27 protein-coding genes are annotated in these 25,762 nt (G+C 30.4%); 26 read left to right on the top strand and 1 reads right to left on the bottom strand.

Annotation, left to right across the window (positions count from 1 at the left end; translation table 11 throughout):
• The 8 genes from ffh to F3K33_RS06360 all read left to right on the top strand — a co-directional run bounded on the left by ffh (position 1) and on the right by F3K33_RS06360 (position 5,918).
• Positions 1–1,353 carry a signal recognition particle protein gene (ffh, locus tag F3K33_RS06325; protein ID WP_011968513.1) on the top strand — a complete coding sequence of 451 codons (1,353 nt, stop codon included), beginning with the start codon at positions 1–3 and terminating at the stop codon, positions 1,351–1,353.
• Between the two features lie 52 nt (positions 1,354–1,405).
• Complete coding sequence (gene rpsP / locus F3K33_RS06330) at positions 1,406–1,651, top strand: 30S ribosomal protein S16 (RefSeq protein WP_008424801.1); 246 nt, start codon at positions 1,406–1,408, stop codon at positions 1,649–1,651.
• 48 nt (positions 1,652–1,699) lie between these two features.
• Positions 1,700–1,927, top strand: coding sequence for a KH domain-containing protein (locus F3K33_RS06335; protein ID WP_011968514.1), 228 nt, complete (start codon positions 1,700–1,702; stop codon positions 1,925–1,927).
• A gap of 437 nt (positions 1,928–2,364) precedes the next feature.
• Positions 2,365–2,862: a ribosome maturation factor RimM gene (rimM, locus tag F3K33_RS06340; RefSeq protein ID WP_011968515.1), complete on the top strand. Its 498-nt coding sequence runs from the start codon at positions 2,365–2,367 to the stop codon at positions 2,860–2,862.
• Entirely contained in the window at positions 2,852–3,571 is a 720-nt protein-coding gene (gene trmD / locus F3K33_RS06345; protein ID WP_039772264.1) for a tRNA (guanosine(37)-N1)-methyltransferase TrmD, read from the top strand. Before rimM ends, trmD begins: the two co-directional genes overlap by 11 nt.
• Before the next feature lie 116 nt (positions 3,572–3,687).
• Positions 3,688–4,038 (top strand): 50S ribosomal protein L19, encoded by a 351-nt coding sequence (gene rplS, locus F3K33_RS06350; protein WP_017210749.1) that lies wholly within the window; start codon positions 3,688–3,690, stop codon positions 4,036–4,038.
• Between the two features lie 217 nt (positions 4,039–4,255).
• Positions 4,256–5,119 carry a ribosome biogenesis GTPase YlqF gene (gene ylqF, locus F3K33_RS06355; RefSeq protein WP_039772261.1) on the top strand — a complete coding sequence of 288 codons (864 nt, stop codon included), beginning with the start codon at positions 4,256–4,258 and terminating at the stop codon, positions 5,117–5,119.
• Entirely contained in the window at positions 5,106–5,918 is an 813-nt protein-coding gene (locus tag F3K33_RS06360) for a ribonuclease HII (protein ID WP_039772259.1), read from the top strand. Before ylqF ends, F3K33_RS06360 begins: the two co-directional genes overlap by 14 nt.
• Positions 5,919–6,108: 190 nt before the next feature.
• On the opposite strand, the gene F3K33_RS06365 is transcribed toward F3K33_RS06360, so the two are convergent.
• The gene (locus F3K33_RS06365) at positions 6,109–6,480 is read right to left on the bottom strand and encodes a YraN family protein (RefSeq protein WP_039772257.1); all 372 of its coding nucleotides are present in this window, start codon (positions 6,478–6,480) and stop codon (positions 6,109–6,111) included.
• Between the two features lie 161 nt (positions 6,481–6,641).
• On the opposite strand from F3K33_RS06365, the gene F3K33_RS06370 reads away from it, so the two are divergent.
• The 18 genes from F3K33_RS06370 to F3K33_RS06455 all read left to right on the top strand — a co-directional run bounded on the left by F3K33_RS06370 (position 6,642) and on the right by F3K33_RS06455 (position 25,746).
• Positions 6,642–8,162 carry a YifB family Mg chelatase-like AAA ATPase gene (locus tag F3K33_RS06370; RefSeq protein ID WP_011968521.1) on the top strand — a complete coding sequence of 507 codons (1,521 nt, stop codon included), beginning with the start codon at positions 6,642–6,644 and terminating at the stop codon, positions 8,160–8,162.
• Between the two features lie 22 nt (positions 8,163–8,184).
• The gene (dprA, locus tag F3K33_RS06375; protein ID WP_039772255.1) at positions 8,185–9,240 is read left to right on the top strand and encodes a DNA-processing protein DprA; all 1,056 of its coding nucleotides are present in this window, start codon (positions 8,185–8,187) and stop codon (positions 9,238–9,240) included.
• 46 nt (positions 9,241–9,286) lie between these two features.
• Entirely contained in the window at positions 9,287–11,380 is a 2,094-nt protein-coding gene (topA, locus tag F3K33_RS06380; protein WP_039772254.1) for a type I DNA topoisomerase, read from the top strand.
• A 208-nt stretch (positions 11,381–11,588) separates the two neighbouring features.
• Positions 11,589–12,365: a GTP-sensing pleiotropic transcriptional regulator CodY gene (codY, locus tag F3K33_RS06385; protein WP_011968524.1), complete on the top strand. Its 777-nt coding sequence runs from the start codon at positions 11,589–11,591 to the stop codon at positions 12,363–12,365.
• A gap of 540 nt (positions 12,366–12,905) precedes the next feature.
• Positions 12,906–13,607: a 30S ribosomal protein S2 gene (rpsB, locus tag F3K33_RS06390; protein ID WP_011968525.1), complete on the top strand. Its 702-nt coding sequence runs from the start codon at positions 12,906–12,908 to the stop codon at positions 13,605–13,607.
• A 95-nt stretch (positions 13,608–13,702) separates the two neighbouring features.
• Entirely contained in the window at positions 13,703–14,620 is a 918-nt protein-coding gene (gene tsf / locus F3K33_RS06395) for a translation elongation factor Ts (protein ID WP_011968526.1), read from the top strand.
• Between the two features lie 108 nt (positions 14,621–14,728).
• The gene (gene pyrH / locus F3K33_RS06400) at positions 14,729–15,451 is read left to right on the top strand and encodes a UMP kinase (protein ID WP_011968527.1); all 723 of its coding nucleotides are present in this window, start codon (positions 14,729–14,731) and stop codon (positions 15,449–15,451) included.
• 231 nt (positions 15,452–15,682) lie between these two features.
• Positions 15,683–16,240 carry a ribosome recycling factor gene (gene frr / locus F3K33_RS06405; RefSeq protein ID WP_011968528.1) on the top strand — a complete coding sequence of 186 codons (558 nt, stop codon included), beginning with the start codon at positions 15,683–15,685 and terminating at the stop codon, positions 16,238–16,240.
• A 412-nt stretch (positions 16,241–16,652) separates the two neighbouring features.
• Positions 16,653–17,411, top strand: coding sequence for an undecaprenyl pyrophosphate synthase (locus F3K33_RS06410; protein ID WP_039772252.1), 759 nt, complete (start codon positions 16,653–16,655; stop codon positions 17,409–17,411).
• Positions 17,412–17,426: 15 nt separating this feature from the next.
• Positions 17,427–18,221, top strand: coding sequence for a phosphatidate cytidylyltransferase (locus F3K33_RS06415; protein WP_023973317.1), 795 nt, complete (start codon positions 17,427–17,429; stop codon positions 18,219–18,221).
• 142 nt (positions 18,222–18,363) lie between these two features.
• Positions 18,364–19,332, top strand: coding sequence for an AI-2E family transporter (locus F3K33_RS06420; RefSeq protein ID WP_011968531.1), 969 nt, complete (start codon positions 18,364–18,366; stop codon positions 19,330–19,332).
• A gap of 124 nt (positions 19,333–19,456) precedes the next feature.
• Positions 19,457–20,620 (top strand): 1-deoxy-D-xylulose-5-phosphate reductoisomerase, encoded by a 1,164-nt coding sequence (gene dxr / locus F3K33_RS06425; RefSeq protein WP_023973316.1) that lies wholly within the window; start codon positions 19,457–19,459, stop codon positions 20,618–20,620.
• A 17-nt stretch (positions 20,621–20,637) separates the two neighbouring features.
• Positions 20,638–21,648, top strand: coding sequence for an RIP metalloprotease RseP (gene rseP, locus F3K33_RS06430; RefSeq protein WP_011968533.1), 1,011 nt, complete (start codon positions 20,638–20,640; stop codon positions 21,646–21,648).
• A gap of 346 nt (positions 21,649–21,994) precedes the next feature.
• Positions 21,995–23,074, top strand: coding sequence for a flavodoxin-dependent (E)-4-hydroxy-3-methylbut-2-enyl-diphosphate synthase (gene ispG, locus F3K33_RS06435; RefSeq protein ID WP_011968534.1), 1,080 nt, complete (start codon positions 21,995–21,997; stop codon positions 23,072–23,074).
• Between the two features lie 416 nt (positions 23,075–23,490).
• Positions 23,491–23,949: a ribosome maturation factor RimP gene (rimP, locus tag F3K33_RS06440; protein ID WP_011968535.1), complete on the top strand. Its 459-nt coding sequence runs from the start codon at positions 23,491–23,493 to the stop codon at positions 23,947–23,949.
• Positions 23,950–23,965: 16 nt separating this feature from the next.
• Positions 23,966–25,162, top strand: a complete 1,197-nt coding sequence (gene nusA, locus F3K33_RS06445; RefSeq protein ID WP_011968536.1) for a transcription termination factor NusA — start codon at positions 23,966–23,968, stop codon at positions 25,160–25,162.
• Between the two features lie 13 nt (positions 25,163–25,175).
• Positions 25,176–25,442 (top strand): RNase P modulator RnpM, encoded by a 267-nt coding sequence (gene rnpM / locus F3K33_RS06450; protein WP_017210732.1) that lies wholly within the window; start codon positions 25,176–25,178, stop codon positions 25,440–25,442.
• Entirely contained in the window at positions 25,435–25,746 is a 312-nt protein-coding gene (locus tag F3K33_RS06455; protein ID WP_011968538.1) for a 50S ribosomal protein L7ae-like protein, read from the top strand. Before rnpM ends, F3K33_RS06455 begins: the two co-directional genes overlap by 8 nt.
• Positions 25,747–25,762 lie beyond the last annotated feature (16 nt).

Below are 25,762 nucleotides of genomic sequence, written 5' to 3' on the forward strand. Positions count from 1 at the left end.
ATGGCTTTCGAAGGATTAGGTGAAAAATTACAGGAGACTTTTAGAAAATTAAAAGGTAAAGGAAAGTTGACTGAAAAAGATATAAAAGAAGCCATGAGAGAAGTAAAGCTTGCCTTACTAGAAGCAGATGTTAACTATAAAGTTGTTAAACAATTTATTTCTTCTGTTAGTTCTAAATGTGTTGGAAGTGAAGTTCTTGAAAGTCTAACACCAGGACAACATGTAATAAAGATAGTTAATGAAGAACTTACTAATCTTATGGGTGGAACTGAAAGTAAACTTAATTATAGTAGTTCAGGACTTACAGTTATAATGTTAGTTGGATTACAAGGAGCAGGTAAAACTACTATGTGTGGTAAACTTGCGCTAAACCTTAGAAAAAATAATAAAAAGCCATTATTAGTAGCTTGCGATATTTATAGACCAGCAGCTATAAAGCAATTAGAAGTTGTAGGAAAACAAATCGAAATTCCAGTATTTTCGATGGGAGATAAAGTAAGCCCTGTTGAAATTGCAAAGAATGCAATCACTCATGCAAAAGATAATGGAAATAATGTAGTTATCATAGATACTGCAGGTAGACTTCACATTGATGAAGAATTAATGCAGGAACTAAAAAATATAAAAGATAATGTAAACCCATCAGAAATATTATTAGTTGTTGATGCTATGACAGGTCAAGATGCTGTTAATGTTGCAGAAAACTTTAATAATGATTTAGATTTAAGTGGAGTTATTTTAACAAAACTAGATGGTGATACTAGAGGTGGAGCTGCACTGTCAATTAAGACTATAATTGATAAGCCAATCAAATATGCCGGTGTTGGCGAAAAAATGAATGATTTTGAAGTGTTCCATCCTGATAGAATGGCATCAAGAATTTTAGGAATGGGTGATGTATTATCGCTTATTGAAAAAGCTCAGGAAGCCATTGATGAAAAGGAAGCAGCTGATTTAGGTAAGAGAATGTTAAATCAAGAATTTAACTTTGAGGATTATCTAATGGCAATGGAACAGATGAAAAAACTTGGACCTTTAAATAAAATTATGGAAATGATACCTGGCTTAAATTCAAAGGAACTTCAAGGAGTTGACTTTGATAAGGGGACTGAGGCTCTTGATAAGACTAAGGCGATTATTCAATCAATGACATTAAAAGAAAGAAGAAATCCAAGTCTTATACTAAAATCTCCATCAAGAAAAAGCAGAATAGCTAAAGGATCAGGTACTAATATACAAGAAGTTAACAAACTCATGAAGGGCTATGAAATGATGAAAAAGAACATGAAGCAAATGAAGTCATTCCAGAAGCAGGCAAAGAAAGGCGGCCTATTTGGCAAGTTACCTTTCTAAGCATTAGAGTTAAAATATATATTTATTATCCTTTAAAGGAGGTGAAATTAAAATGGCAGTAAAAATCAGATTAAGAAGAATGGGTGCTAAGAAAGCTCCTTTCTATAGAATAATTGTTGCAGATTCAAGAGCACCAAGAGATGGTAAGTTCATCGATGAAATTGGATACTATAATCCATTAACTGAACCAGTTGAAGTTAAAATCAACGAAGAAAAAGCTAATGAATGGTTATCTAATGGAGCACAACCAACAGAAGTAGTTAAGAGACTTTTCAATAATGCAGGTCTTACTAAGTAATTTTTGGAGGTGAATTCTGCAGTTAGTACATACTAATTGTAGGCGTTTATGAAGGAATTAGTTGAATTTATGGCTAAATCCCTTGTTGATAACCCAGATGCAGTTACTGTTAATGAGGTAGATGGAGAACAATCCATAATACTTGAATTAAAAGTTGCACCAGAAGATATGGGTAAGATTATAGGTAAGCAAGGAAGAATTGCGAAAGCTATAAGAACAGTTATAAAAGCTGCAGCAGTTAAACAGAATAAACGAGTTATAGTAGAAATCATCTAAAAATTGAGAGTTAGGGAAACCTAACTCTTTTTAAATATACACATTAGAAAAAAGCGCGTTAGCGCAACCAAGATCATTTGCTGTAAAAAAAGCGCGTAAGCGCAATTGAGAACATTTTGCCTATAAAAATGCGCTTCAGCACAATTAATATTAATTCGTATATGAAAAAGCGCACGTATATGAGAAGAGTGCGATTAACAATTCGGAACTTGTTAAGTGAAACTAAGATCATATAGGCAATCTAATATCTTTAACAATGAGTTCAAAGAAAAAGTATATAATAATTTATATAGGGCATAATCAAAAAAATAATGGATTTCAGTATAAGATACTATTAAAAATAACAACAAGTCAGTATGCTGGTCTATCTTTCGTCATACGCGTTCTAAGTTATTTTATGCCATTATTCTTCTTATGCTTAAAATGAGGTGAAAAGAGTGGGAAATTTATTTAAAATTGGTCAGATTATAAATACACATGGAATTAAAGGCGAAGTTAAAGTCTATCCTCTAACAGAAGATGTGAATAAATTTAAACGTCTAGAAACTGTTTTAGTAGGTGGAGAGGAAAAGAAAATATTAGGAGTTAAATTTCAAAAAGATAGAGTGATACTAAAAATTGAAGGTATAGACTCTATGAATGATGCTGAGACTTATAAACAAAAATATATTGAAATACCACGCGAAAATGAGCCAGAACTTCCACCTGACACATATTATGTTTCTGATTTAAAAGAATGTACTATATATGATACTAATGAAAAAGAAATTGGAAGAATTTTCGATGTAATAAGTACTCCTAACAATGATGTATATTGGATTAAGGAACCTAAAGAACTATTAATACCAGTTCTTAGAGATATAGTTCTAGATATAGATATAAAATTGAAAAAAATCATTATTAAGCCAGTAGGTGAATGGCAAGATGAAGATTAGCATATTAACGTTATTTCCAGAAATGTTTTCTATTTTCGATCATAGTATAATAGGAAGAGCAAGAGAAAATAACATAGTGGATTTAGAAACGCTAAACATAAGAGATTATACATTAAACAAACATAAAAAAGTTGATGATTATCCTTATGGTGGCGGTGCTGGAATGGTTATGGCGCCTCAGCCCATAGTTGATACTATAAGGCATGCAAAGTTAAGTAATAAAGGGAAGGTTGTTTTCTTAGGGCCGAGAGGAAAAACCTTTAACCAAGAGATTGCTAAAGAGCTTTCTAAGGAAGAAGGGCTTATATTTTTATGTGGACATTATGAAGGAATAGATGAAAGAGTATATAAGCATATAGATATGGAGATTTCACTTGGAGATTTTGTGCTAACTGGTGGAGAGATGGCTGCAATTCCGGTCATTGATTGTATATTAAGATTAATTCCAGGTGTTTTGGGAAAAGAAGAGAGCTTTATGGAAGAGTCGTTTTATAATGGACTTTTAGAATATCCGCAATATACTAGACCAGAAGAGTTTGAAGGAGATAAAGTGCCTGAAATTCTGCTATCTGGGCATCATGAAAATATAAGAAAATGGAGAAGACTTAAGTCTCTTGAGGTAACAAAGAAGATTAGACCCGATTTATATAAGAAAATTACATTAACCAAAGAAGATATTAAAATATTAAAAAATAAAAATAATAAATAATTTTTGTTGAAATATAAAAAATTATGTGATAATATTAAATTTGTGCTAGTACGGGCGTTCCGCTGTCATACATATGTGTTAAGAACGTCAAATTATCGTTAAGGAGGGAATGCACAATGAACGAAATAATAAGAGCTATAGAAGCTGAACAAATCAGAACTGACTTACCTAAATTTGCTATCGGGGATACTATAAAGGTATACGTTAAGATTCAAGAAGGTAACAAAGAAAGAATTCAAATGTTCGAAGGTACTGTTATCAAAAAACAAAATGGTGGTTTAAGAGAAACTTTCACTGTAAGAAGAGTTGCTTACGGAACTGGAGTTGAAAGAACATTCCCAATGAATGCACCAATCATCGACAAAATTGAAATCGCTAGAAAAGGTAAAGTTAGAAGAGCTAAACTTTACTACTTAAGAGATAGAGTTGGTAAGTCTGCTAAAGTTAAAGAATTATTAACTAGATAGTATTTGAAAAGGGGACTGTTTCAGTCCTTTTTTTTATTATATGAGAAAATTAATATCAATATGTGATTAATGTACAGTGTACAATTAAGGATGGAAAATTCAAGGAATTTTCTGATAATAAAAGTCTAAGTGATTTTATTATAATTTGCTACAGGGTGCCTTAAATGGCGTGAAATGTGCATTGTGAACTGAAAAATAAATTTAAGGAGGAATTCATATGGCAATTAATTGGTTTCCGGGACATATGAAAAAAACCCAAAGAGAAATTAAAGAAAACTTGAAATTGGTAGATGCTGTAATTGAAATAAGAGATGCTAGAATTCCAAGGAGTTCTGCAAATCCTGATATTGAAAAATTGTTAGAGGGAAAACCAAGAATTATACTTTTAAATAAGAGTGATTTAACCGATGGCAAAGTTACAAAAGAGTGGATAAATTATTTAACCAAAGATGATGTTAAAGTATTAGAGGTTAATTGTTTAAAAGGTGATGGACTTAAGAATATAAAGCCTACACTACTAACATTATTGAAGGAAAAGCATGATAGATTAAAGGCAAAAGGTATGGTTAATATAACAATGAGAGTAATGGTTGTTGGAATACCTAATGTAGGAAAATCTACATTTATCAATAAAATGGCGAGAAATAATATAGCTAAAACAGGTGATAGGCCAGGAGTTACTAAGAGCAAACAATGGATTAAAACAGGAATTGGGATTGAAATGCTAGATACCCCAGGAGTGTTATGGCCTAGATTTGAAGATGATGAAACAGCTTTGAATTTAGCTTTTACTGGTGCTATAAAAGATGAGATAATGGATATAGAAGAATTAGCTTTGAAACTTGTTGAAAAATTACAAAGTAATTATGAAGAGAAATTAAAAGAAAGATATAAACTTAAAGAAGTTTTTGAAAATCCATTAGATACATTAGATGCTATAGGCAAAAAAAGAGGTACTTTAATTTCTGGAGGACAAATTGACTATAATAGAATAGCTGTTATACTACTTGACGAATTCAGGGGAGGAAAAATGGGCAATATCACATTGGAGCGCCCAATAGAAGAAAATGATACAGTTTAATGAAGATATAAGATCACTATCATTTGCGGAAATTAAGGAAGAAATATATAAGTTATCTATAGTTGATTTATATAGAAATGATGAACATACAAAAGTTATAAACTGGCTAGAAGAAGATAAAAGGAAAAATGTATTATCACTTAAGAAAAAGATTGAGAAAGATTTAGAATCATATTTAAATGAAGTTAAAAGAGTCAAAACAATGTATGAGTTTGATAAATCATTTGGAAGTTATCGATATATAGCTGGTGTAGATGAAGTTGGTAGAGGACCTCTTGCAGGTCCTATCGTAGCTTGTAGTGTTATTCTTGATTTAAATGTTTTAGAAAAAGATTTAATCTTATATATAAATGATTCAAAAAAAGTAAAAGAGCATAAAAGGGAAGAACTTTCTGAAATTATAAAAGAAAAGGCATTAAGTTATCAAATAGCAGTTTCTTCTAATAAAGAAATTGATGAAAAAGGAATAGCTTTTGCAAATAATAAAGTGTTTTTAGAAAGTTGTAATTCACTTAGTATAAAACCTGATTTAGTATTATCTGATGGCTATTTAATTAAGAACATTGGTATAGAGAATAAATCTGTCATAAAGGGTGATACAAAAAGTGCTAGTATTGCTGCGGCGTCAATTGTGGCAAAAGTGTATAGAGATAGACTTATGAAAGAGTATGCTAAGAAATATCCACATTATGACTTTGAAAATAATGTCGGATATGGCACATCAAAACATATAGAAGGTCTAAAAAAATACGGAAAAAGCGACATTCATAGAAATAGCTTTTTAACAAAATTATTGTAATTAAGTTTTGGTCAAATGAAATTTATATGAATGGTATTTATGTGTTTAAGATAAAGAAGTTGATTTGAAGTCTATAAGAATATTAAAATAAATAATATTCTTATAGACTTTTTTATTTTATATGCTGTAGCAATGATCATACATTAAGGGGATACAAAAAGGGCTAGAAAAACTCAAGTGAGTTAAGTAATTAGTTGAGTCTAAAGGCATCTTTTATGTGGTTTATTTTAAAATTTGTACTTTCTAAATTTAGATAAACTTCAATGACATCAAATCTAACATTAATATTAGGTAATCTTTTATAATTAATATAAGAATTAGCTACTTTTATTATGGATCTTTGTTTTGAAAAGTTAACAGATTCTCTTGGCAATCCATAATTATTATTATATCTACTCTTAACTTCCACGATAATTAATAAATTATTCTTTTTGCATATAATATCAATTTCGCCTAAAAAGTTTTTGAAATTACAATCTAAAATACTATAATCATTCTTTTCTAAATATTTCTTGGCTAAATCTTCGCTGAAATTACCTATATCTTTATTTATTTTTTTCACTATATCACTTCCAATTTTATTTACTGAAATATATTAAAAATTACTAACTGTATTGCTATTATATCTTTGAATTATTAACAATTAAAAAATAAATATAACAAATGTATTTTTATGGAATTAATATTTGAATGTATGTCTATAATTTTTAGTAGGTGATTTATATGGCAGTAAAAATAATTAGTGCAACGCACAATGGATTAGAAGGTTTTTTAATAAAAGTAGAGGTAGATATATCTAAAGGCTTACCGGTATTTAATATTGTGGGCCTTCCAGACACTTCAGTAAAAGAAGCAAAAGAAAGAGTTAGAGCCGCAATATTAAACTGTGGATTTGAATTTCCATTAGGTAGAATTACTATTAATCTGGCTCCGGCGGATGTGAGAAAAATTGGATCTCTTTTAGATTTACCAATCGCGATTGGTATACTAATGGAATCAAATCAGATTTGCAGAAAGAATTTAGAGGATTATATTATATTCGGAGAATTATCTCTATTTGGTGAGCTTAAAGGGGTAAAAGGTACTATACCTATAATAATTGAAGGAGCAAGGAAGGAAATTAGAAAATTTATCTTTCCTTATGAAAACTTAGAAGAAAGTTATTATTTTAAGAATGTTGAATATTACCCATTAAAAAGTTTAAAAGAAGTAGTCTCGCACATTACATATGAAGATATGCTTCCTTATGAGATAGATGAAGATGGAAAAGATGAAGAAATATTAGATTCGCCAGATTACGGAGATATTATAGGACAGTATTCTTCTAAAAGAGCATTAGAGATTGCAGCAGCTGGAAAACACAATATAATTCTTTATGGAGAGCCAGGATGTGGTAAAACAATGCTTGCTAAAGCATTAATTTCAATTTTACCATCTTTATCTCAAGAGGAATTAATAGAGATTGCCAAAATATATAGTGCATGTGGTCTTATGACAAGGATTTCTCGTCTTAACAGACCTTTTAGAGCGCCACATCATACAACTACAAGAATAGCATTAATTGGTGGAGGAAAAGAAATAAGGCCAGGGGAAATAACTCTTGCACATAATGGTGTGCTATTTTTAGATGAAATTTTGGAGTTTAAGAAGGATGTTCTTGAATCTCTAAGAGAACCTCTTGAAGAAAAAAATGTGAATATTAATAGGCTTAGTGGAAGTTATCAAATGCCTGCTGATTTTTTACTAATTGGAGCGTTTAATCCAGTAGAAAACAATGAGGATAAAGATTTTAATGATAGCAAATATTATTTGAATACTAAAATTACTAAATATTCTAGGAAATTTTCAAGCGCTTTGCTAGATAGGATTGATATATTAAATTACGTACCTAGACTCAATTATGATGAAATAGAAAACAAGAAAGATTCATACGATTCGAAAGCTATGAAAGAAAATGTACTTAGAGCTAGAGAAATACAAAAACTAAGATTTAAGAATACAGTTTATAAATATAATTCAGATATAAAAGGAAAGGATATCTTTGAAATTTGCAGGGTTAGTAAGAAATGTTCAGAGCTTCTAAAAAAATATTATAACACATCAAGTGTATCATTAAGAGGGTATGGAAAAGTAATAAAATTGGCAAGAACTATAGCAGATATAGACAATCAAAAGGATATTTTAGAGTTTCATATTCTAGAAGCTTTTAGTTATAGGAAAAATATTAATGGAGAAATTATATAGGTTTAGAAGGGAACATGTATAAATGAATTATGAATTGTGGTTAATACTTATTGATATAACAAGTTTTCAAAAAATAAAATTAATAAATAAATATAAAACAGCAGAAAATGTATATAATAATTTTGAGGAGATATTAAAAGAAAATGAAACAATATCTAAAAAATTAAAAAATTTTCAAAAAGATGATTTATACTATGAAGTTTTAAAATTAGAAGAAACATTATATAAAAAAAATATAAGATATATAACATACTCTAATCCTTTATATAAAGAGAAATTGAGCGGGATTTTAAATCCCCCTTATTTCCTTTTTTATATTGGAAATATAGACATTATAAATAATAAATCTATAGGTGTAGTAGGGGCAAGAAAATGCTCAAATTATGGACTAACTGTAACAAAACTCTTGACAAAGGAGCTTATTACTAATAATATAACGCTTATAAGCGGAGGTGCAAGAGGAATTGATTCAATTGCACATAAAACAGCTTTAGAGAATGATGGATATAACATATGCGTATTAGGATGTGGAATAGATAGAACTTATCCATCTGAAAATAAAATGTTGTTTTCTAAAATAGCAGAAAAAGGCGTAGTAATTTCAGAATTTTTACTTGGTACAGCGCCATTAAGAGAAAACTTTCCTAAAAGGAATAGAATAATTAGTGGTCTTAGTGATGGCGTAATAGTTATAGAAGCTTCAGAAAAAAGCGGATCTTTAATAACAGCTAGACTTGCGCAGCAGCAGGAGAAAAAAGTTATTGCTGTTCCAGGCTCTATATTATATGCTGGAGCAAGTGGCTCTAACAAACTGATTAGAGATGGTGCTAGTATATGTACTGATATAGAGGATTTAAGAGTTTTACTTAGTTTAGAACATATTGAAATTCAACCAATGAATTTTACACCAGAGAAAAGTGAAATACTAGAGTTAATTACAGATTCACCAATTCACATAGATGATATTTTTAAAAATACGTCTGTTGATAGAGGAGCTTTATACGCATTATTATTTGAAATGCAAATAAAAAGTGAAATTATTTGTCTACCGGGAAATTACTATGTGAAAACAATTTAAAAATGTGTAGGGGGTGAATACTTCATAAATTTTATGGAGTTATACTATGGGTCAAAAACTTGTAATTGTTGAGTCGCCGGCTAAAGCAAAAACAATCGGCAAATATTTGGGTAAGAATTATATTGTAGAAGCATCAATGGGACACGTAAGAGATTTACCTAAGAGTACATTAGGTGTTGATATAGAAAATAACTATACTCCTAAGTATATAACTATTAGAGGAAAAGGAGAATTAATAGATAAACTAAGAAAGGCTGCAAAAAAAGCAGAAAAGGTTTATCTCGCAACCGACCCCGATAGAGAAGGTGAAGCGATTTCGTGGCATTTAGCCAATATATTAAAAATTTCAGAGGATGAAACATGCAGAATTGTATTTAATGAGGTTACAAAGACAGCTGTAAAAGCCTCTATAAAACAAGCTAGAAAAATAGACTTGGATTTAGTTGATGCCCAACAAGCAAGAAGAATATTAGATAGACTTGTTGGTTATGAAATAAGTCCGATTTTATGGAAAAATGTAAAGTGGGGACTTAGTGCAGGAAGAGTACAATCAGCTGCTTTAAAATTGATTTGTGACAGAGAAAAGGAAATAAATGAATTTATACCAAAGGAATATTGGTCAATAGACTGTACACTTAAAAAAGAAAAAAAGAAATTTCCAGTTAGGCTATCAACATATAAAGGAAAGAAGATTGAGATTGGAAATGAAGAAACATCAAATGGAATTATAAAAGAGCTTAATAAGGGAAACTTTGTAGTAAAAAGTATAAAAAAAGGTAAGAAAAATAGAAATCCGCTTCCACCTTTTACAACAAGTACTCTTCAACAGGATGCAAATAGAAAATTAAATTTCATGACAAAAAGAACCATGTCGATTGCGCAAGTTCTTTATGAAGGTGTTGAAGTTAAAAATTATGGTACAGTCGGATTGATAACATACATGAGAACTGATTCGGTAAGAATTTCAGAAGAGGCTCAAGAAAGCGCAAAAGAATTTATAGAAGGTACTTATGGAAAAGAGTATCTTCCAGGTGCTCCTAGAGTATATAAAGGTAAGAAAAATATTCAGGATGCTCATGAAGCGATAAGACCTACTTATGTAGAGATTACACCTGAAATTGCTAAAGAAAATTTAAATCCAGAGCAATATAAATTGTATTCTCTAATATGGAATAGATTTGTTGCAAGTCAAATGGCGTCATGCGAATTAAATACACACTCAATAGATATAGAAAATGGAGACTATAAATTTAAAGCATCTGGTTCAGTAATCTCTTTTGATGGTTTTATGAAAATATATGAATACTCAAATGAAGAAGATGAGAATTCTGTAATATTACCAGAGCTTAAGGAAAATGAAGAGTTAAAAGTGGAATCACTAAATGGAACACAACATTTTACACAACCACAGCCAAGGTATACTGAAGCATCTTTTGTTAAATTATTAGAAGAAAAAGGTATAGGCAGACCTAGTACTTATGTTCCAACAATTTCAACTCTTCTAGGAAGGAATTATGTTATTCGTGAAAAGAAGAATCTAATTCCAACTGAACTTGGTGAAATAGTAAATAATATTGTAAGTGAATATTTTAGGCAAATAGTTGATGTTGATTTTACGGCAGATATGGAGAGAAAGCTTGATGATGTAGAAGAAGGATCTGAGAATTGGACTCAAATAGTAGAGGAATTTTTTAGTCCGCTAAAAGTTGCTATTGAAAAGGCTGAAAAAGAAATATCTAAAGTAGTAATTGAAGATAAGGTCAGCGATGTAAAATGTGAAAAATGCGGTCGGATGATGGTTATTAAAAGAGGAAGGTTTGGAGAATTTTTGGCATGTCCTGGATATCCGGAGTGTAAGAATGCTAAACCTATAGTTGAGGAATTAGATGTTCCATGTCCTGAATGTGGAAAACCAATTGTAGCTAAGAAGAGCAAAAAGGGAAAGAAATTCTTTGGATGCTTAGGTTACCCTGAATGTAAATTTGTAAGTTGGTATGAACCAGTAAAAGAAAAATGTCCTAATTGTAATTCCTATATGGTAGCAAAGTATTCGAAAACAAAAGGAAACTATATACAATGCTCAAATAGTGAGTGTAATTATAAAGAAGAAGTAAAAAAAGATAACTCAAAAGAAGAGTAGAAATAAATACGAAGAAAACAGCTTTATAAGTAAATAAGTGATATTATTTTGTCGAATCTAATAAAAAGAGTGTTGAAAAGCAAGATTTTATATGATAAACTAGTCTTGGTAGCAACTTGTAAAAAAATTCAATAAATTAAGAATTTTCTAACAATAATATTCTTTTGCTAAATAATATTGTTATACAGCTGCCAAGGAGGATTATAATATGTCATCATTATTAACTAAAACTAGAATGTTAAATAAGATTCTGCAGAAATCTGGTACAGAACCTGTAGCATTTCAAGATATATGTACATTATTAAGTGAAGTTCTTGAATGTAATGTGTACATAATAAGCAAAAAGGGGAAAGTACTTGGATATACTTTTGGTAAAGATTTTGAATGTGAAGCCATGAAGAAAAAAGTAATAGAGGATAAAAAATTTCCAGAAGATTATAATAAGACATTGTTGGAAGTTAATGAAACATTATCTAATCTCCCTAATGAAGGCAGATGTGTATTTCAAGAGATTGGTAAGTGCAAGAAGGTAGATAAGCTATCAACAATAGTTCCTATTATAGGAAGTAGAGAAAGATTAGGAACATTAATTTTAGCTAGATTCGGTAATCCATTTACTGATGAGGACTTAGTTATAGTAGAATATAGTGCAACGATTGTAGGTATGGAAATGCTTAGAGCTATGCAGGATGAAATAACAGAAGATACTAGAAAAAAAGCAGTAGTTCAGTTAGCTATAGGAACTCTTTCGTACTCAGAATTGGAAGCAGTTGAACATATTTTTGATGAGTTAAATGGAAATGAAGGACTTTTAGTGGCTTCAAAGATAGCGGATAAAGTTGGTATAACTAGAAGCGTTATAGTAAATGCACTTAGAAAATTTGAAAGCGCAGGAGTGATTGAATCAAGATCACTTGGAATGAAAGGTACTTATATTAGAATATTAAATGAAAAGCTAATAGATGAGTTAAAAAAGATTAAATAATAGATAGCTATAGACAAGTAATGGTCTATAGCTATTTTTTTATTCTTTTGGAATTTATAATTCGGTAAAATCTGTGAACAATTTTTGGGACGGGTAATTAACTAAGGGAGTATCTAAAAGAATGAAAAATAAATCGTATTCTCCAACTATATTTCTCTTAGATGTGTTCGAAAAGGTAGAAGCGTAAAAAACTCTTGCTTAACAGCTTCAGAGATTTTCTTCTAAAGAAAAGTAAAAAATAAATTTTGAAGCACAATAATACAAATAATAATATATAGTTTATTCCATTTGTGCATAAGATTTAACTATTTTGAGAAGACTTTAAGATGATTAATAAAATTTTATTAAATACAAATAATATGCATATTTTTATTTATGCAAGTTAAATTGAAAAATTTTTGTTGATACCATAAATACCTTATGATATACTACTTAAGGTAAGAAATACACACACTATCCAATTTATAGATTTGGTGCCCTTATTTTAAGGGAAATTTATAAGATGAAGATAGTGGAGGTAAAAACCAAGGAGGTAACAAAATGTCAGTAATATCAATGAAACAATTATTAGAAGCAGGTGTACACTTCGGTCACCAAACAAGAAGATGGAATCCTAAAATGGCTCCATATATCTTCACAGAAAGAAACGGGATCTATATAATAGACCTTCAAAAAACAGTTAAGAAAGCTGAAGAAGCTTATAACTTCGTTAAGCAAGTAGCTGAAGAAGGAAAAGATATACTTTTCGTTGGAACTAAGAAACAAGCTCAAGAAGCAATACAAGAAGAAGCTATCAGAAGTAACATGCATTTCGTAAATAACAGATGGTTAGGTGGAATGTTAACAAACTTCTCAACTATCAGAGGCAGAATAAGAAAATTAGAACAAATTGAAAAAATGCAAGAAGATGGAACTTTTGACGTTCTTCCTAAGAAAGAAGTTATAAAGCTTAAAGGCGAAATGGAAAAACTTGAAAAGAATCTTGGTGGTATCAGAAACTTAGATGCATCAAACGTTGGAGCAATGTTTATAGTTGATCCAAGAAAAGAAAAAAATGCTATCTTAGAAGCTAAGATTTTAGGAATACCAGTTGTTGCTATTGTAGATACTAACTGTGATCCAGAAGAAGTTGACTACGTAATCCCAGGTAATGACGATGCTATTAGAGCTGTTAAATTAATAACTGCTAAAATGGCTGATGCTATTATGGAAGGAAGACAAGGCGAACAATTAGCTGAGTAGTTTATATAAACTTTAAAAGGGTAAGTGAGTTCACTCCAACTGCCCTTTTATTAGGTGTTAAGGATTACTTTCGATATAGAGGAGGAATTAAATTTATGGCAAATATAAGCGCACAATTAGTTAAAGAACTAAGAGAAATGACTGGAGCTAAAATGATGGATTGTAAGAAAGCTCTAGTTGAAACAGAAGGAAGTATTGAAAAGGCTGTTGAATTCTTAAGAGAAAAAGGACTTGCAGATGCAGCTAAGAAGTCAGGTAGAGTTGCTGCTGAAGGTATAGTTAAGACATATATTTCAGATGATAAGAAAACAGGAACAGTTCTTGAATTCAACTGTGAAACAGACTTTGTTGCATTAAACGAAGAATTTGTTGGTTTTGCTGATAAGTTAGCTAAAATGGTAGCTGAAACTTCAGTTAAAACAGTAGAAGAACTTCTTGAAGAAAAGTTTGATGGAGAAGCAACAGTAGCAGAAAGTTTAAAAGCTTTAATAGCAAAACTTGGTGAAAACATGTCAGTAAGAAGATTTACTAAATTCGCTATTGATAATGGAATAGTTAGTAGCTATATTCATGGTGGTGGAAGAATTGGAGTTTTAGTAGAAGTTTCTTGTGATAAGGCTTCAGAAGTTTTAGATGAAGTTGCAAAAGAAGTTTGTATGCAAATTGCAGCAGCAAACCCATTATTCTTAGGTAAAGATGATGTTGATGCAACATCTATGGAAAAAGAAAAAGAAATCTATAGAGTTCAAGCTTTAAATGAAGGAAAACCAGAAAATATCGTTGAAAAAATGGTAATGGGAAGAATTCAAAAGTACTTTAAAGAAGTTTGTCTTTTAGAACAACCATGGGTAAAAGATTCTGATAAGACAATCAATAAATTCTTAGAAGAGAAATCTAAAGAGGTTGGTTCTCCAGTTAAGATAACTAGATTCGTAAGATACGAAAGAGGAGAAGGAATCGAAGTTGAAAAGGTAGACTTTGCTGAAGAAGTTGCAAGACAAATCGGTAAATAGTTGGAACCTAAAGAGAACACTTTGTGTTCTCTTTTTTTAAGAAATAAAGTACATATACTTATTAAAAAGGTTTTATTGATCCCTAAAATATTCAGGAGGTAATTATAAATGGCAGATTGTAAATACAAGAGAGTAATTTTAAAGCTTTCAGGAGAAGCATTAGCAGGAGTTAATGGATTTGGGCTTGATTTTAGTGTAGCAAAAAGAATTGCGCTTGAAATTAAAGAATTAATTGATATGGGCGTTGAAGTAGGAACAGTAGTTGGTGGCGGAAACATTTGGAGAGGTAGAAGTGGAGAAGGCATGGACAGAACTACTGCAGATTACATGGGAATGATGGCAACTTGTATAAATGCATTAGCGCTACAAGATTCTTTAGAACAAGTTGGAGTTAAAACAAGAGTACAAACTGCTATAGAAATGAAGGAAATTGCAGAACCATTCATAAGAAGAAGAGCAATGAGACACTTAGAAAAAGGAAGAGTTGTTATATTTGCTGCTGGTACAGGAAATCCATATTTTTCAACAGATACTACTGCAGCACTTAGAGCTGCTGAAATTGAAGCGGATGTAATTCTTTTAGCTAAAAAGGTTGATGGAGTTTATGATAAAGACCCTCATAAGTATTCAGATGCAAAAAAATATGATACACTATCATATATAGAAGTATTAGAACAAGGATTACAAGTAATGGACTCTACAGCAACTTCATTGTGTATGGACAATGAAATTCCTATCCTTGTATTTGGGTTAGATGAGCCGGGAAATATTAGAAGAGCTATGTATGGAGAAAATATAGGTACATTAGTTGCAACACAACCAAGAAAATAATAGACCAGTATGCTTGTTTATTTTGTGCCATTGGAAGCTCAACTCACATGCGCTCGCTGAGTAAGCGATTCACACCAAATCGTAGATTTGGGTTCTTCTCTGCTCATCAGTAAACTCTACTAATAGCATCGCTGTGAGCAGAATTTATTTCCTTGTGTGACGCGAAATATACGTTGCATCTTTGGTCTATTATTTCTTTTATGTCTTTAAAAAGAAATAGGAGGAAAAATCATGATTAAGGATATTATTCAAAATGCAGAAGAAAAAATGAAAAAAACAATATCTGTATTAAAATCAGATTTATCAACAATGAAAGCAGGAAGAGCGAACCCTACGATGCTTGATAGAATTCATGTTGAATATTATGGAAGCATGTGCCCACTTAGCCAAGTAGCTAATGTTTCAGCTCCAGAGCCAAGAGTACTTATGATAACACCGTGGGAAAAGCCTCTATTGAAAGAGATAGAAAAAGCTATATTGAAATCAGATTTAGGATTAAATCCTTCAAGTGATGGTTCAATCATCAGACTAGTAATACCAGAATTAACAGAAGAAACTAGAAAAACTCTTGTTAAAAATGTTAAGAAAACAGGAGAAGAAGCTAAAGTAGCTATAAGATCAATAAGAAAAACTGCTAATGATAAAATAAAAGCCTTGAAAAAGGATGAGGATTTATCAGAAGATCAAGTAAAGAAAGCTGAAGATGAGGTTCAAAAGAAGACTGATGCAGTTGTAAAGGAAATAGATTCTATAATTGCTGCAAAAGAAAAAGAAGTCTTATCGGTTTAAATTTTAAAGCCTGCTAGAAAAGCAGGTTTTTTCCTTAAGCAGATTTTAGAATTCAGAATTTAGTATATGAATAATTTATTCTTTGAACAAGCTGAAGAGTAAAAATCTAAATAATATATTTAGATTGGTTAATTTAGTTAACTCCTACAAGAGTTAACTTGTTTTTGAATAAAAGATAAGTTGTAAAGTAAATTTTTTCTCAGTGCAAGTGAAATATAGATTCAATATCTGTGTGAATAAAATATTTGTGAAATTGTTGAAAAGTAATACATATTATTACATTTTGTTTAAATGAGGATAATTAGTAAAGACTTTATTGTTGACTTCATATGAAAAAGGTTTAGTATTAATAATGTATATAAAGAATATATGCGAGTAGGTCAAGTTTTTCTAATAAACTAGGGGGAGAAAGATGTTAAATATATTTAAATCAAAAAAGGAATTTAATCAAGATTTTGACTTGGATATGAATAACATACCAAATCATATAGCTATAATAATGGATGGAAATGGACGATGGGCAAAAGAACAGAATTTACCTAGAAGTATGGGACATAGAGCAGGAGTAGAGACTATTAGAAGGATTTTAAAGGAAGCAACAAGGCTTGGAGTAAAAAATCTGACTTTATATGCTTTTTCAACTGAAAATTGGGCTAGACCTAAAGATGAAGTAGGAACACTAATGAAGCTTTTAGTAACTTATCTAAAAAAGGAACTAAAAGAATGCCATGAGAATGGAGTTAGAATGAATGTTTTAGGAGATACTTCGAAATTACCCAAGGAATGCCAGAATGCATTAGAAGAAGCTTTAGAAACCACTCGAAATAATACAAAAATAAATTTGAATTTTGCACTAAATTATGGTGGTAGAAATGAAATTGTCAGAGCTATAAAACTTATTAATTCAGATATAAAGAATGGCAAATTAAACGAAGAAGATATTAATGAAGCTTTAGTAGAGAAGTATTTATATACAAAAGGGATACCTGACCCTGATTTAATTATTAGACCATCAGGGGAACAAAGGCTTAGTAACTTTTTATTATGGCAATGTGCTTATTCAGAATTTTGGTATTCTGATATTAATTGGCCTGATTTTAAAGAAAAAGATTTAAGAAAAGCTATAGCGGATTATCAAAATAGAGATAGGCGCTTTGGAAAAGTTAAATAGAGGAGTGGTTAGATTTTGAAGTCTAATAATAGATATTTGGGTGCTGCTATGATTGCTCCATTTATAGTATTTGTATTTCTTGGAGGAATTTATCTTAAGTGCTTTATATTCGCATTGTCAGCAATGGCTTTATGGGAATTTTACAATGCATTAAAAGAGAATGATTTAAAACCAATGAGAAGTGCGGGATATATCCTGTTGATAATATATTATCTTTTGAATAACAATTTCGAAAATATGATGTATGTTGTTGTTGCTGCAACGTTCATATTATTGATATTTCCGGTTATAAATTTGAAATATACTTTTATTGACACATCACTAACATTGCTTGGATTTATATATTGTGGAATTTTATTTAGTTTTGTGTATCTTGTTAATGTGAAAGCACATGGTGAATTTTTAGTTTGGATTATATTTATAGGGTCATGGCTTTCAGATACAGCTGCTTTTTACAGCGGAAAGCTTTTTGGAAAGCACAAACTTTCGCCTAAAGTGTCACCTAAGAAAACCATAGAAGGTTCAATAGGAGGACTTGTAGGAGCAACTGTTTTTACGGGTATATTTGGAATAGTAGTGCAAAGATATGTTAATATTATGCCAATATATAATTATTTTATTATCGGTATTTTATGTGGATTATTTGGACAATTAGGAGATTTGGTTGCATCCTCAATAAAAAGATATGTAGGAGTAAAAGATTATAGTAATCTAATTCCTGGTCATGGAGGGGTTCTAGATAGATTTGATAGTATAATTTTTGCAGCAGCAGCAGTGTTTTATTACTTAACTTTTATAATAAGAATTTAAAAAATAGAGAGAAATTAAGCGTTATATAGTATAACTTATATAAGGCTTAATTTTTTTTTTTTTATAACTTAAGTTATGAAGTTTTTAACAAGAGATGATTGGCATATAATATACAAATATTAATAATTATTAAGTTAGTGAGGTGAAGAATATTTTTAAAACTTATAAGAAACTTTTCTCACTTTTATTGTCTTTCGTATTTGTATTAATAGGAACCTTTTTTATAAAATACTATTTTAAGCCGTTTTTATCCATGATTATAATAATTATAGTATGCGCTCCTATATACAAAATCATGATTAAGGCTAAAATGCCAAGTAAAATTGCAGGGGCTTTAAGTATTGTTACTGTCAATATTATTATAATACTTGTGACAATATATTTGGGAAGTGAAATTTTTTATATAATAAAAAAATTATACCTAACAAATTTAGAATGGATAGAGAAATTTATTCAAGATATTTCAGTTGCGCTAAATGTAAATTTTAATAATTTGGAAATTGGAAAGAGCGTAATATCCATAATTAATGATCAGAATATAAGGAAGGGAGCAGTAAATACTGGAGATAGTGTTTTAGCTTACTTTATAGGAAACATATGTGCTTTCTTTATATTGATTGATAAGTCAAAAATTTTAGAACTAATTTCTATGTTACTTCCAAAGGAAATGATGATGAAATTTAGAGATCAAAAAGAAAATTTTACTCAAATGATTGGAATAGAAGGGATCTTAGTTATAATTTCAACTATGGAGATAATAATGGGATTTTGTATACTTGGAGTATCGAATTTTTTTGCCCTTGGTATAGTGTGTGGGATATTGGATATATTACCATATGTTGGAACTATAATTGTATTTATTCCGATTATAATATACAATATTATAATGAAGAATTTCCTTACTGCATTTGGTCTTATATGTCTATATATACTAGTGCAAGTTATTAGGGAAATACTAGAGGCTAAATTTTTAGGCGACAAATTAGATATGCATCCTCTTGTTATATTGTTATCTATATACATAGGAGTAAAAATATTTGGTGTTTTAGGTATATTAATTGGCCCAATGTATAGCATTCTAGCAAAAGAAATAATTTATAGTACTGAGTGATTATGAAGAATAAGGAATTTTATTTTGATTTAAATAATTTATTTAAAGTTAATTAAGAGACTTTTAATCTTCGAATTAAACCTTGAGCAGTACTGATTAAGATTTGCTTTTAGGAGGAAAAAGAATGAAAAACATTTCTATACTAGGGGCTACAGGTTCGATAGGATCTCAGACCTTAGATGTAATAAGAAAATCAAATGGAGAACTAAAGCTTATAGGAGTAACGGCGAACACATCTGTAAAAAAAGTTATTGAGATAATTGAAGAGTTCAAACCTTCTTATGTAGGTATGATGGATGCTGTAAGTGCTCACGAAATAAAAAAGTATTGTGAAGAGCATAATAAAAAGATTAAAGTATTGGAAGGGATAGAAGGACTTGATAAGATAGCATCTTTAGATGAAATTGATATGGTAGTAACTTCTGTAGTTGGAATGATAGGATTAGAGCCGACTATGAAAGCTATAGAGGCAAAAAAAGACATTGCTCTTGCCAATAAGGAAACTTTGGTTGTAGCAGGCGAAATTGTGATGAAAGCTGCCAAAGAGAACAATGTAAAAATATTTCCAGTCGATTCGGAACACAGTGCTATATTTCAATGCTTAAGGGGGAATGATATAAATACTTTGAGAAAAATAATTTTAACTGCTTCAGGAGGACCTTTTAGAGGAAGAACTTTAGAAAGTCTTGAAGATATAAAGGTGGAAGATGCACTGAAACATCCAAAATGGAATATGGGGAGAAAAATTTCCATAGATTCTGCGACACTTATGAATAAAGGACTTGAAGTGATAGAAGCACATTGGCTTTTTAACTGTGATTATGATAATATACAGGTCGTAGTTCATCCACAAAGTATTGTGCATTCGATGGTAGAATATAATGATGGAAGTATAGTTGCACAACTTGGAGCACAGGATATGAGATTACCAATACAATATGCTCTACTTTACGAAAATAGGGAAAAGCGTATTGCAGATACAATAGATTTTTATGAAATATCTCAATTAACATTTGAAAAACCTGATATAGATACTTTTAAAGCTTTAAATTTAGCGTTTAAAGCTGGAAAAGCAGGTAGACTTATGCCAACTATTTTAAATGGAGCAAATGAAGCAGCGGTAGAGTTGTTTTTAGATAGAAAGATAAAATTTTTACAAATAGCTGACATAATAGAAAGATGCATGGAAGTATTTAAAACTCAGGCAAATAAAGAATTAACCCTAGAAAACATTATTGAGTTAGATAAAGAAGTTAAGGAATATGTAATAAAAAATGCGGTACTTTAAGGAGGGAAAAATTTAATATGTATATAATTTTGGCTATATTAGCATTTGGAGTCTTGATAATAGTTCACGAGCTTGGACATTTTACATTAGCTAAACTTAATGGGGTAAGAGTAGAAGAATTTTCAATTGGAATGGGACCGAAAATCTTTTCTAACCAAGGAAAAGAAACACAATATTCTTTGAGGTTATTTCCAATAGGTGGATATGTAAAAATGATGGGAGAGGAAGAAAGTGTTGAAGACGAAAGAAGTTTTTCAGCAAAATCTCCATTAAGAAGAATAAGCATAATAATTGCTGGTGTATTTATGAATTATGTATTAGCGATAGTTATTTTTACTTTCTTTATACATGCGTTTGGGTACACAAATAAGATTCCGACTGGAGTTACTCCAGATTCACCAGCCTCAGAAGCTGGGATTTTACCAGGAGATAAAATCGTGAAAGTAAATGGAATGAGAGCTTTCTCATACGATAATATTTCGGCTGGAATAGTATTAGCAAATGGAAATCCAGTAGATATTTCTATTGAAAGAAATGGAGAAAAGAAGGACGTTACGGTAACACCAATGAAGAATGAACAAGGACAATTATTAATAGGGCTTAATTTTGAAAGAATTCAAAATCCAGGATATTCAGAGAGTTTTAAGCAGAGCTTTAATCAGACAGCTTCGTTAGTTTCTCAAACTTTTAAAGGTTTAGAGATGATATTCACAGGTAAGGCTAATCTAAAAACTGATGTAGGTGGTCCACTTACAATAGTTAAGATTTCGGCAGAAACTGCTAAAGCTGGAATTTGGCCGCTACTTTACTTTACTGCTTTTTTAAGTGTTAATTTAGCTGTTTTTAATCTTTTACCTTTCCCAGCTTTAGATGGAGGCTGGTGTGTGATATTACTTATAGAGTTAATAACTAGAAGAAAGGTTCCGGATAAAATAGTTGGAGTTTTAAATTATATAGGATTTGCTGCACTTATAGGTTTGATGATATTAGTAACAATAAAAGATATATTGTTCCCTGTAAAGTTCTAAGAATAAAAAATGATTTTATAACTATAAAAAACTTGCATTCAGATTTGAAGTGATTCTTATATGAATGCAAGTTTCCTAAGTTTAAAGTATTAAACTTACTATACATAATTTTAATAATGTACAATTTATAAGAATTATAAGACAAATATTAAAAAAATAGTATTAGAAATATTTTGATAAAAGAGAAATATGCAAAAATATATATGCTTCAATTCACAATGCACAATTCACAATTACGGCTAGAATTCTTGCAATATTTTTAGAATTATGTTGAAGAATTATTTTTGCAATATATATATATAATGTTTATATTTTAGATTAATTATAATTAGAGGAGATACATTGTATGGAAAGAAGAAAATCTAGAAAAGTCAAAGTTGGAAATGTATTTGTTGGAGGGGACTCACCTGTCACAGTACAATCAATGACAAATACTCGTACTAAAGATGTGGAAAATACTTTGAATCAAATAGAAAAGCTATATAGCGCTGGATGCGATATCATAAGATGCGCAGTTTTGGATATGGAAGATGCAGAAAGTCTAGGGGAAATTACAAAAAGATCTCCAATACCAGTAGTTGCAGATATACATTTTGATTATAAATTAGCGCTAAAAGCAATAGAAAATGGTGTTTCAGCTCTTAGAATAAATCCTGGTAATATAGGAAGTGTAGATAGAATAAAAATACTTAAAGAAGCTTGTAGTGAGAAAAAGATACCAATAAGAATTGGTGTTAACTCTGGATCTCTAGAAAAAGATATTCTAGAAAAGTATGGCATGCCAACGGCAGAGGGTTTGGTTGAAAGCGCTTTAAGACATGTTAAAATTTTAGAGGATTTAGACTTTCACGATATTGTGATATCTATAAAATCATCTAGTGTACAAATGATGATAGAATGTTATAGATTGATAGCAGAAAAATGTGATTATCCTCTTCATTTAGGAGTGACAGAAGCTGGAACTATTCAAAGAGGGACAATTAAATCAAGTATAGGAATAGGGACGCTTCTTGCAGAAGGAATAGGTGATACTATAAGGGTATCATTAACCACTGATCCAATTGAAGAAATAAAGGTTGGAATTGAAATTTTAAAAGCATTGGGATTAAGGAAAAAAGGCGTTGAATTCGTATCTTGTCCTACTTGTGGCAGAACACAAATAAACTTGATAAAAATTGCAGAAGAAGTTGAAAAAAGGCTTGAAAATTATAAAAAAGATATTAAAGTTGCTGTTATGGGATGTGTTGTAAATGGGCCTGGAGAGGCTAGGGAATCTGATATTGGGATTGCTGGCGGAAAAGGAGAAGGAATAATTTTTAAAAAAGGCGAAATCATAAAGAAAGTAAAGGAAGAAGATCTTATTGATGCCCTAATGGAAGAAATAGAAAAATTATGCACAGATGAAGATGGTGCGGAGCACAATTAAGAACAACTCGCAGATGAAAAAAGCACGGAGTGCAAATAAGAACATTTCACAGATGAAAAAGGCACGAAATTAAATTAGGGATGTTTTCGCAGATTGAAGAATCGCGAAGCTAAGTATATATAATAATGTATATGTCTATAAAATGTATTTTAAAATTGTGAATTATGAACTATGCATTAAAATATTGAGCAGATATTTAAAATTTGGGAATATCCCTTGTAAAGTTAATTTGTTTATGATATTATATAAGAAGATTTATTTCTAATAGCTAGAAAAAAGGAGTGGGAAGTTACCCGCTCTTTCTGTTTGTAACGCAACTAACTTAAGATAGTTGCGTTTTTGATTACAAATTTTAAAAATGCATAAGATAGATATAAGACATGTGTTTTTAAAAGATGAAAGTGAGGGTTAGAAAGATGAAAAAAGATGTATTGATTGAAAGAATTGAAGAATTAGTAAGACCTATTGTTTCAGAATTGTCATGTGAATTATATTATGTAGAATATGTTAAGGAAAACGGTGAGTTTTACTTAAGAATATATATAGATAAAGAAGGCAGAGTATCATTAAATGATTGTGAAGCGGTTTCAAGAAGAGTTAGTGAGATTCTAGATGTGGAAGACCCAATTAAAGAAGCATATTATTTAGAAGTTTCTTCGCCAGGTCTTAATAGGGGATTATATAAAGAAGAGCATTTTAAAAAGTACATAGGAAGCGAAGTGCTAATTAGGCTTACTAGTTCACTAAATGGAGTGAAAAGTGTAAAAGGATTATTAAGAGATGTCTCAGAAGATTCTATATTAGTAGAAGGCGAGACAGAAATTCAAATACCAAGAGATAAAATTAAGGCAGCAAATTTAGAAGGGGAAATATAACGAGGAGGGTATAAAAATGAATGAAGAGTTTGTAGGTGCTCTTAAAGAATTAGTTAAGGAAAAGGGGATTTGTGAAGATTTACTTTTTACAACTATTCAAGACGCGATGGTTGCAGCATATAAGAAAAATTATGCAAATGCCAATACAAATGCACAAAACGTGAAAGTTAATATCGATAGAGAAACAGGAGAAATACATGTATATGCTCAAAAGACAGTAGTTGATGAGGTATATGATGATGTAACAGAAATTTCATTAGAAGAAGCTAAAGAATTAAATCCTAAAAGTGAAGTTGATGATATTATAAGTTTAGAAGTAACTCCTAAAAATTTCGGAAGAGTTGCAGCACAACTTGCTAAGCAGGTTGTTACTCAAAGAATTAAGGAAGCTGAAAGAACTATAATATATGATGAATACAAAGAAAAAGAATTTGATATAATTACAGGAACTATATTAAGAAAAGATAAAGGTATTGTTTTTGTAAATTTGGGAAAATTGGAAGGTATAATAGGACCTAATGAACAAATTCCAAATGAGGAATATAAATTCAACGAAAAGTTAAAACTATATATAGTTGAAGTTAAAAATGGTAATAAAGGACCTCAAATACATGTATCAAGAACACATCCTGGATTAGTTAAAAGACTATTTGAACTTGAAGTTCCAGAAATATTTGAAGGCGTAGTTGAAATTAAAAGTATTTCAAGAGAAGCAGGTTCAAGAAGTAAAATAGCTGTATACTCTAACGATGAAGAAGTAGATCCAATGGGCGCTTGTGTAGGACCAAAAGGAGTAAGAGTACAAAGTATAGTTAATGAACTTAAGAATGAAAAAATAGATATAATAAAATGGAGCAAAAATCCAGAAGAATTTATAGCTAATTCTTTAAGTCCTGCAAAGGTGCTAAGTGTAGCGGTTGATGAAAATAATAAATCTGCAAAGGTTGTTGTTGATGATAATCAGTTATCGCTTGCAATAGGTAAAGAAGGCCAAAATGTAAGACTTGCGGCTAAACTTACAAATTGGAAGATAGATATAAAGAGTAAATCTCAAAAAGAAGCGCAAGATGAAGAAGATGAAAGAATTCTAAATACTGAAGTAGAAATTGAAAATGAACAAACTACAGATTTAAATGAATTAGAAATTTTTGATGATATTGAAGTTGATGATTCAATAGATGAAGAAACTTCAATGGAAGAAATACAAGAATAGAGGGGTGCTTTTCATGAAGGTTAAGAAAATTCCTTTAAGAATGTGCACTGGTTGCATGGAAATGAAACCAAAAAAAGAATTAATAAGAGTAGTTAAAACTCCAGAAGGCGAGGTGTGTGTTGATCTGACTGGTAAAAAATCAGGAAGAGGCGCATACATTTGTAAGAACACAGAGTGCTTAGAAAAAGCATTTAAAGCAAAAAGACTTAGTAGAAATTTAGAAATTCCTATAAGTGAAGAAATTTATAATAAACTAAAGGATGAAGTAAATAATGAATAAGTTTTTTAACTTTCTAAGTATGGCAAAGAAGTCAGGAAACTTGCTTGAAGGATATAGCAAGTGTGATGACTATAGAAATAATACTAAAATTTATCTTTTTATCATATCTAATGATTTATCAGATAAATCTAAAGATAAATTTAAAAAGCATTGTAATGAAAAAAATATACCATATATTGAAGACTTCTCAAAAGAACAACTAGGACCTCCAATTGGACGTAAAGAAATTATGTTGCTGGGAATTCTAGATAACGATATAGCAAAAAGACTGTTAGCGTTATATGAGGAGGAAAAAAATATATGAGTAGATAATAATACGG

This window comes from Clostridium beijerinckii, assembly GCF_008705175.1.
GTDB classification, from domain to species: domain Bacteria; phylum Bacillota; class Clostridia; order Clostridiales; family Clostridiaceae; genus Clostridium; species Clostridium beijerinckii.

What these genes read in the sequence shown, in the direction of transcription:
- ispG (WP_011968534.1), top strand. Translation starts at nt 21,995, where the DNA reads ATGGAAAGAAGAAAATCTAGAAAAGTCAAAGTTGGAAATGTATTTGTT.
- rpsP (WP_008424801.1), top strand. Translation starts at nt 1,406, where the DNA reads ATGGCAGTAAAAATCAGATTAAGAAGAATGGGTGCTAAGAAAGCTCCT.
- rseP (WP_011968533.1), top strand. Translation starts at nt 20,638, where the DNA reads ATGTATATAATTTTGGCTATATTAGCATTTGGAGTCTTGATAATAGTT.
- ylqF (WP_039772261.1), top strand. Translation starts at nt 4,256, where the DNA reads ATGGCAATTAATTGGTTTCCGGGACATATGAAAAAAACCCAAAGAGAA.
- trmD (WP_039772264.1), top strand. Translation starts at nt 2,852, where the DNA reads ATGAAGATTAGCATATTAACGTTATTTCCAGAAATGTTTTCTATTTTC.
- F3K33_RS06410 (WP_039772252.1), top strand. Translation starts at nt 16,653, where the DNA reads ATGTTAAATATATTTAAATCAAAAAAGGAATTTAATCAAGATTTTGAC.
- nusA (WP_011968536.1), top strand. Translation starts at nt 23,966, where the DNA reads ATGAATGAAGAGTTTGTAGGTGCTCTTAAAGAATTAGTTAAGGAAAAG.
- rpsB (WP_011968525.1), top strand. Translation starts at nt 12,906, where the DNA reads ATGTCAGTAATATCAATGAAACAATTATTAGAAGCAGGTGTACACTTC.
- pyrH (WP_011968527.1), top strand. Translation starts at nt 14,729, where the DNA reads ATGGCAGATTGTAAATACAAGAGAGTAATTTTAAAGCTTTCAGGAGAA.
- F3K33_RS06455 (WP_011968538.1), top strand. Translation starts at nt 25,435, where the DNA reads ATGAATAAGTTTTTTAACTTTCTAAGTATGGCAAAGAAGTCAGGAAAC.
- dprA (WP_039772255.1), top strand. Translation starts at nt 8,185, where the DNA reads ATGAATTATGAATTGTGGTTAATACTTATTGATATAACAAGTTTTCAA.
- rplS (WP_017210749.1), top strand. Translation starts at nt 3,688, where the DNA reads ATGAACGAAATAATAAGAGCTATAGAAGCTGAACAAATCAGAACTGAC.
- dxr (WP_023973316.1), top strand. Translation starts at nt 19,457, where the DNA reads ATGAAAAACATTTCTATACTAGGGGCTACAGGTTCGATAGGATCTCAG.
- rnpM (WP_017210732.1), top strand. Translation starts at nt 25,176, where the DNA reads ATGAAGGTTAAGAAAATTCCTTTAAGAATGTGCACTGGTTGCATGGAA.
- F3K33_RS06335 (WP_011968514.1), top strand. Translation starts at nt 1,700, where the DNA reads ATGAAGGAATTAGTTGAATTTATGGCTAAATCCCTTGTTGATAACCCA.
- ffh (WP_011968513.1), top strand. Translation starts at nt 1, where the DNA reads ATGGCTTTCGAAGGATTAGGTGAAAAATTACAGGAGACTTTTAGAAAA.
- F3K33_RS06360 (WP_039772259.1), top strand. Translation starts at nt 5,106, where the DNA reads ATGATACAGTTTAATGAAGATATAAGATCACTATCATTTGCGGAAATT.
- frr (WP_011968528.1), top strand. Translation starts at nt 15,683, where the DNA reads ATGATTAAGGATATTATTCAAAATGCAGAAGAAAAAATGAAAAAAACA.
- F3K33_RS06370 (WP_011968521.1), top strand. Translation starts at nt 6,642, where the DNA reads ATGGCAGTAAAAATAATTAGTGCAACGCACAATGGATTAGAAGGTTTT.
- rimP (WP_011968535.1), top strand. Translation starts at nt 23,491, where the DNA reads ATGAAAAAAGATGTATTGATTGAAAGAATTGAAGAATTAGTAAGACCT.
- topA (WP_039772254.1), top strand. Translation starts at nt 9,287, where the DNA reads ATGGGTCAAAAACTTGTAATTGTTGAGTCGCCGGCTAAAGCAAAAACA.
- codY (WP_011968524.1), top strand. Translation starts at nt 11,589, where the DNA reads ATGTCATCATTATTAACTAAAACTAGAATGTTAAATAAGATTCTGCAG.
- tsf (WP_011968526.1), top strand. Translation starts at nt 13,703, where the DNA reads ATGGCAAATATAAGCGCACAATTAGTTAAAGAACTAAGAGAAATGACT.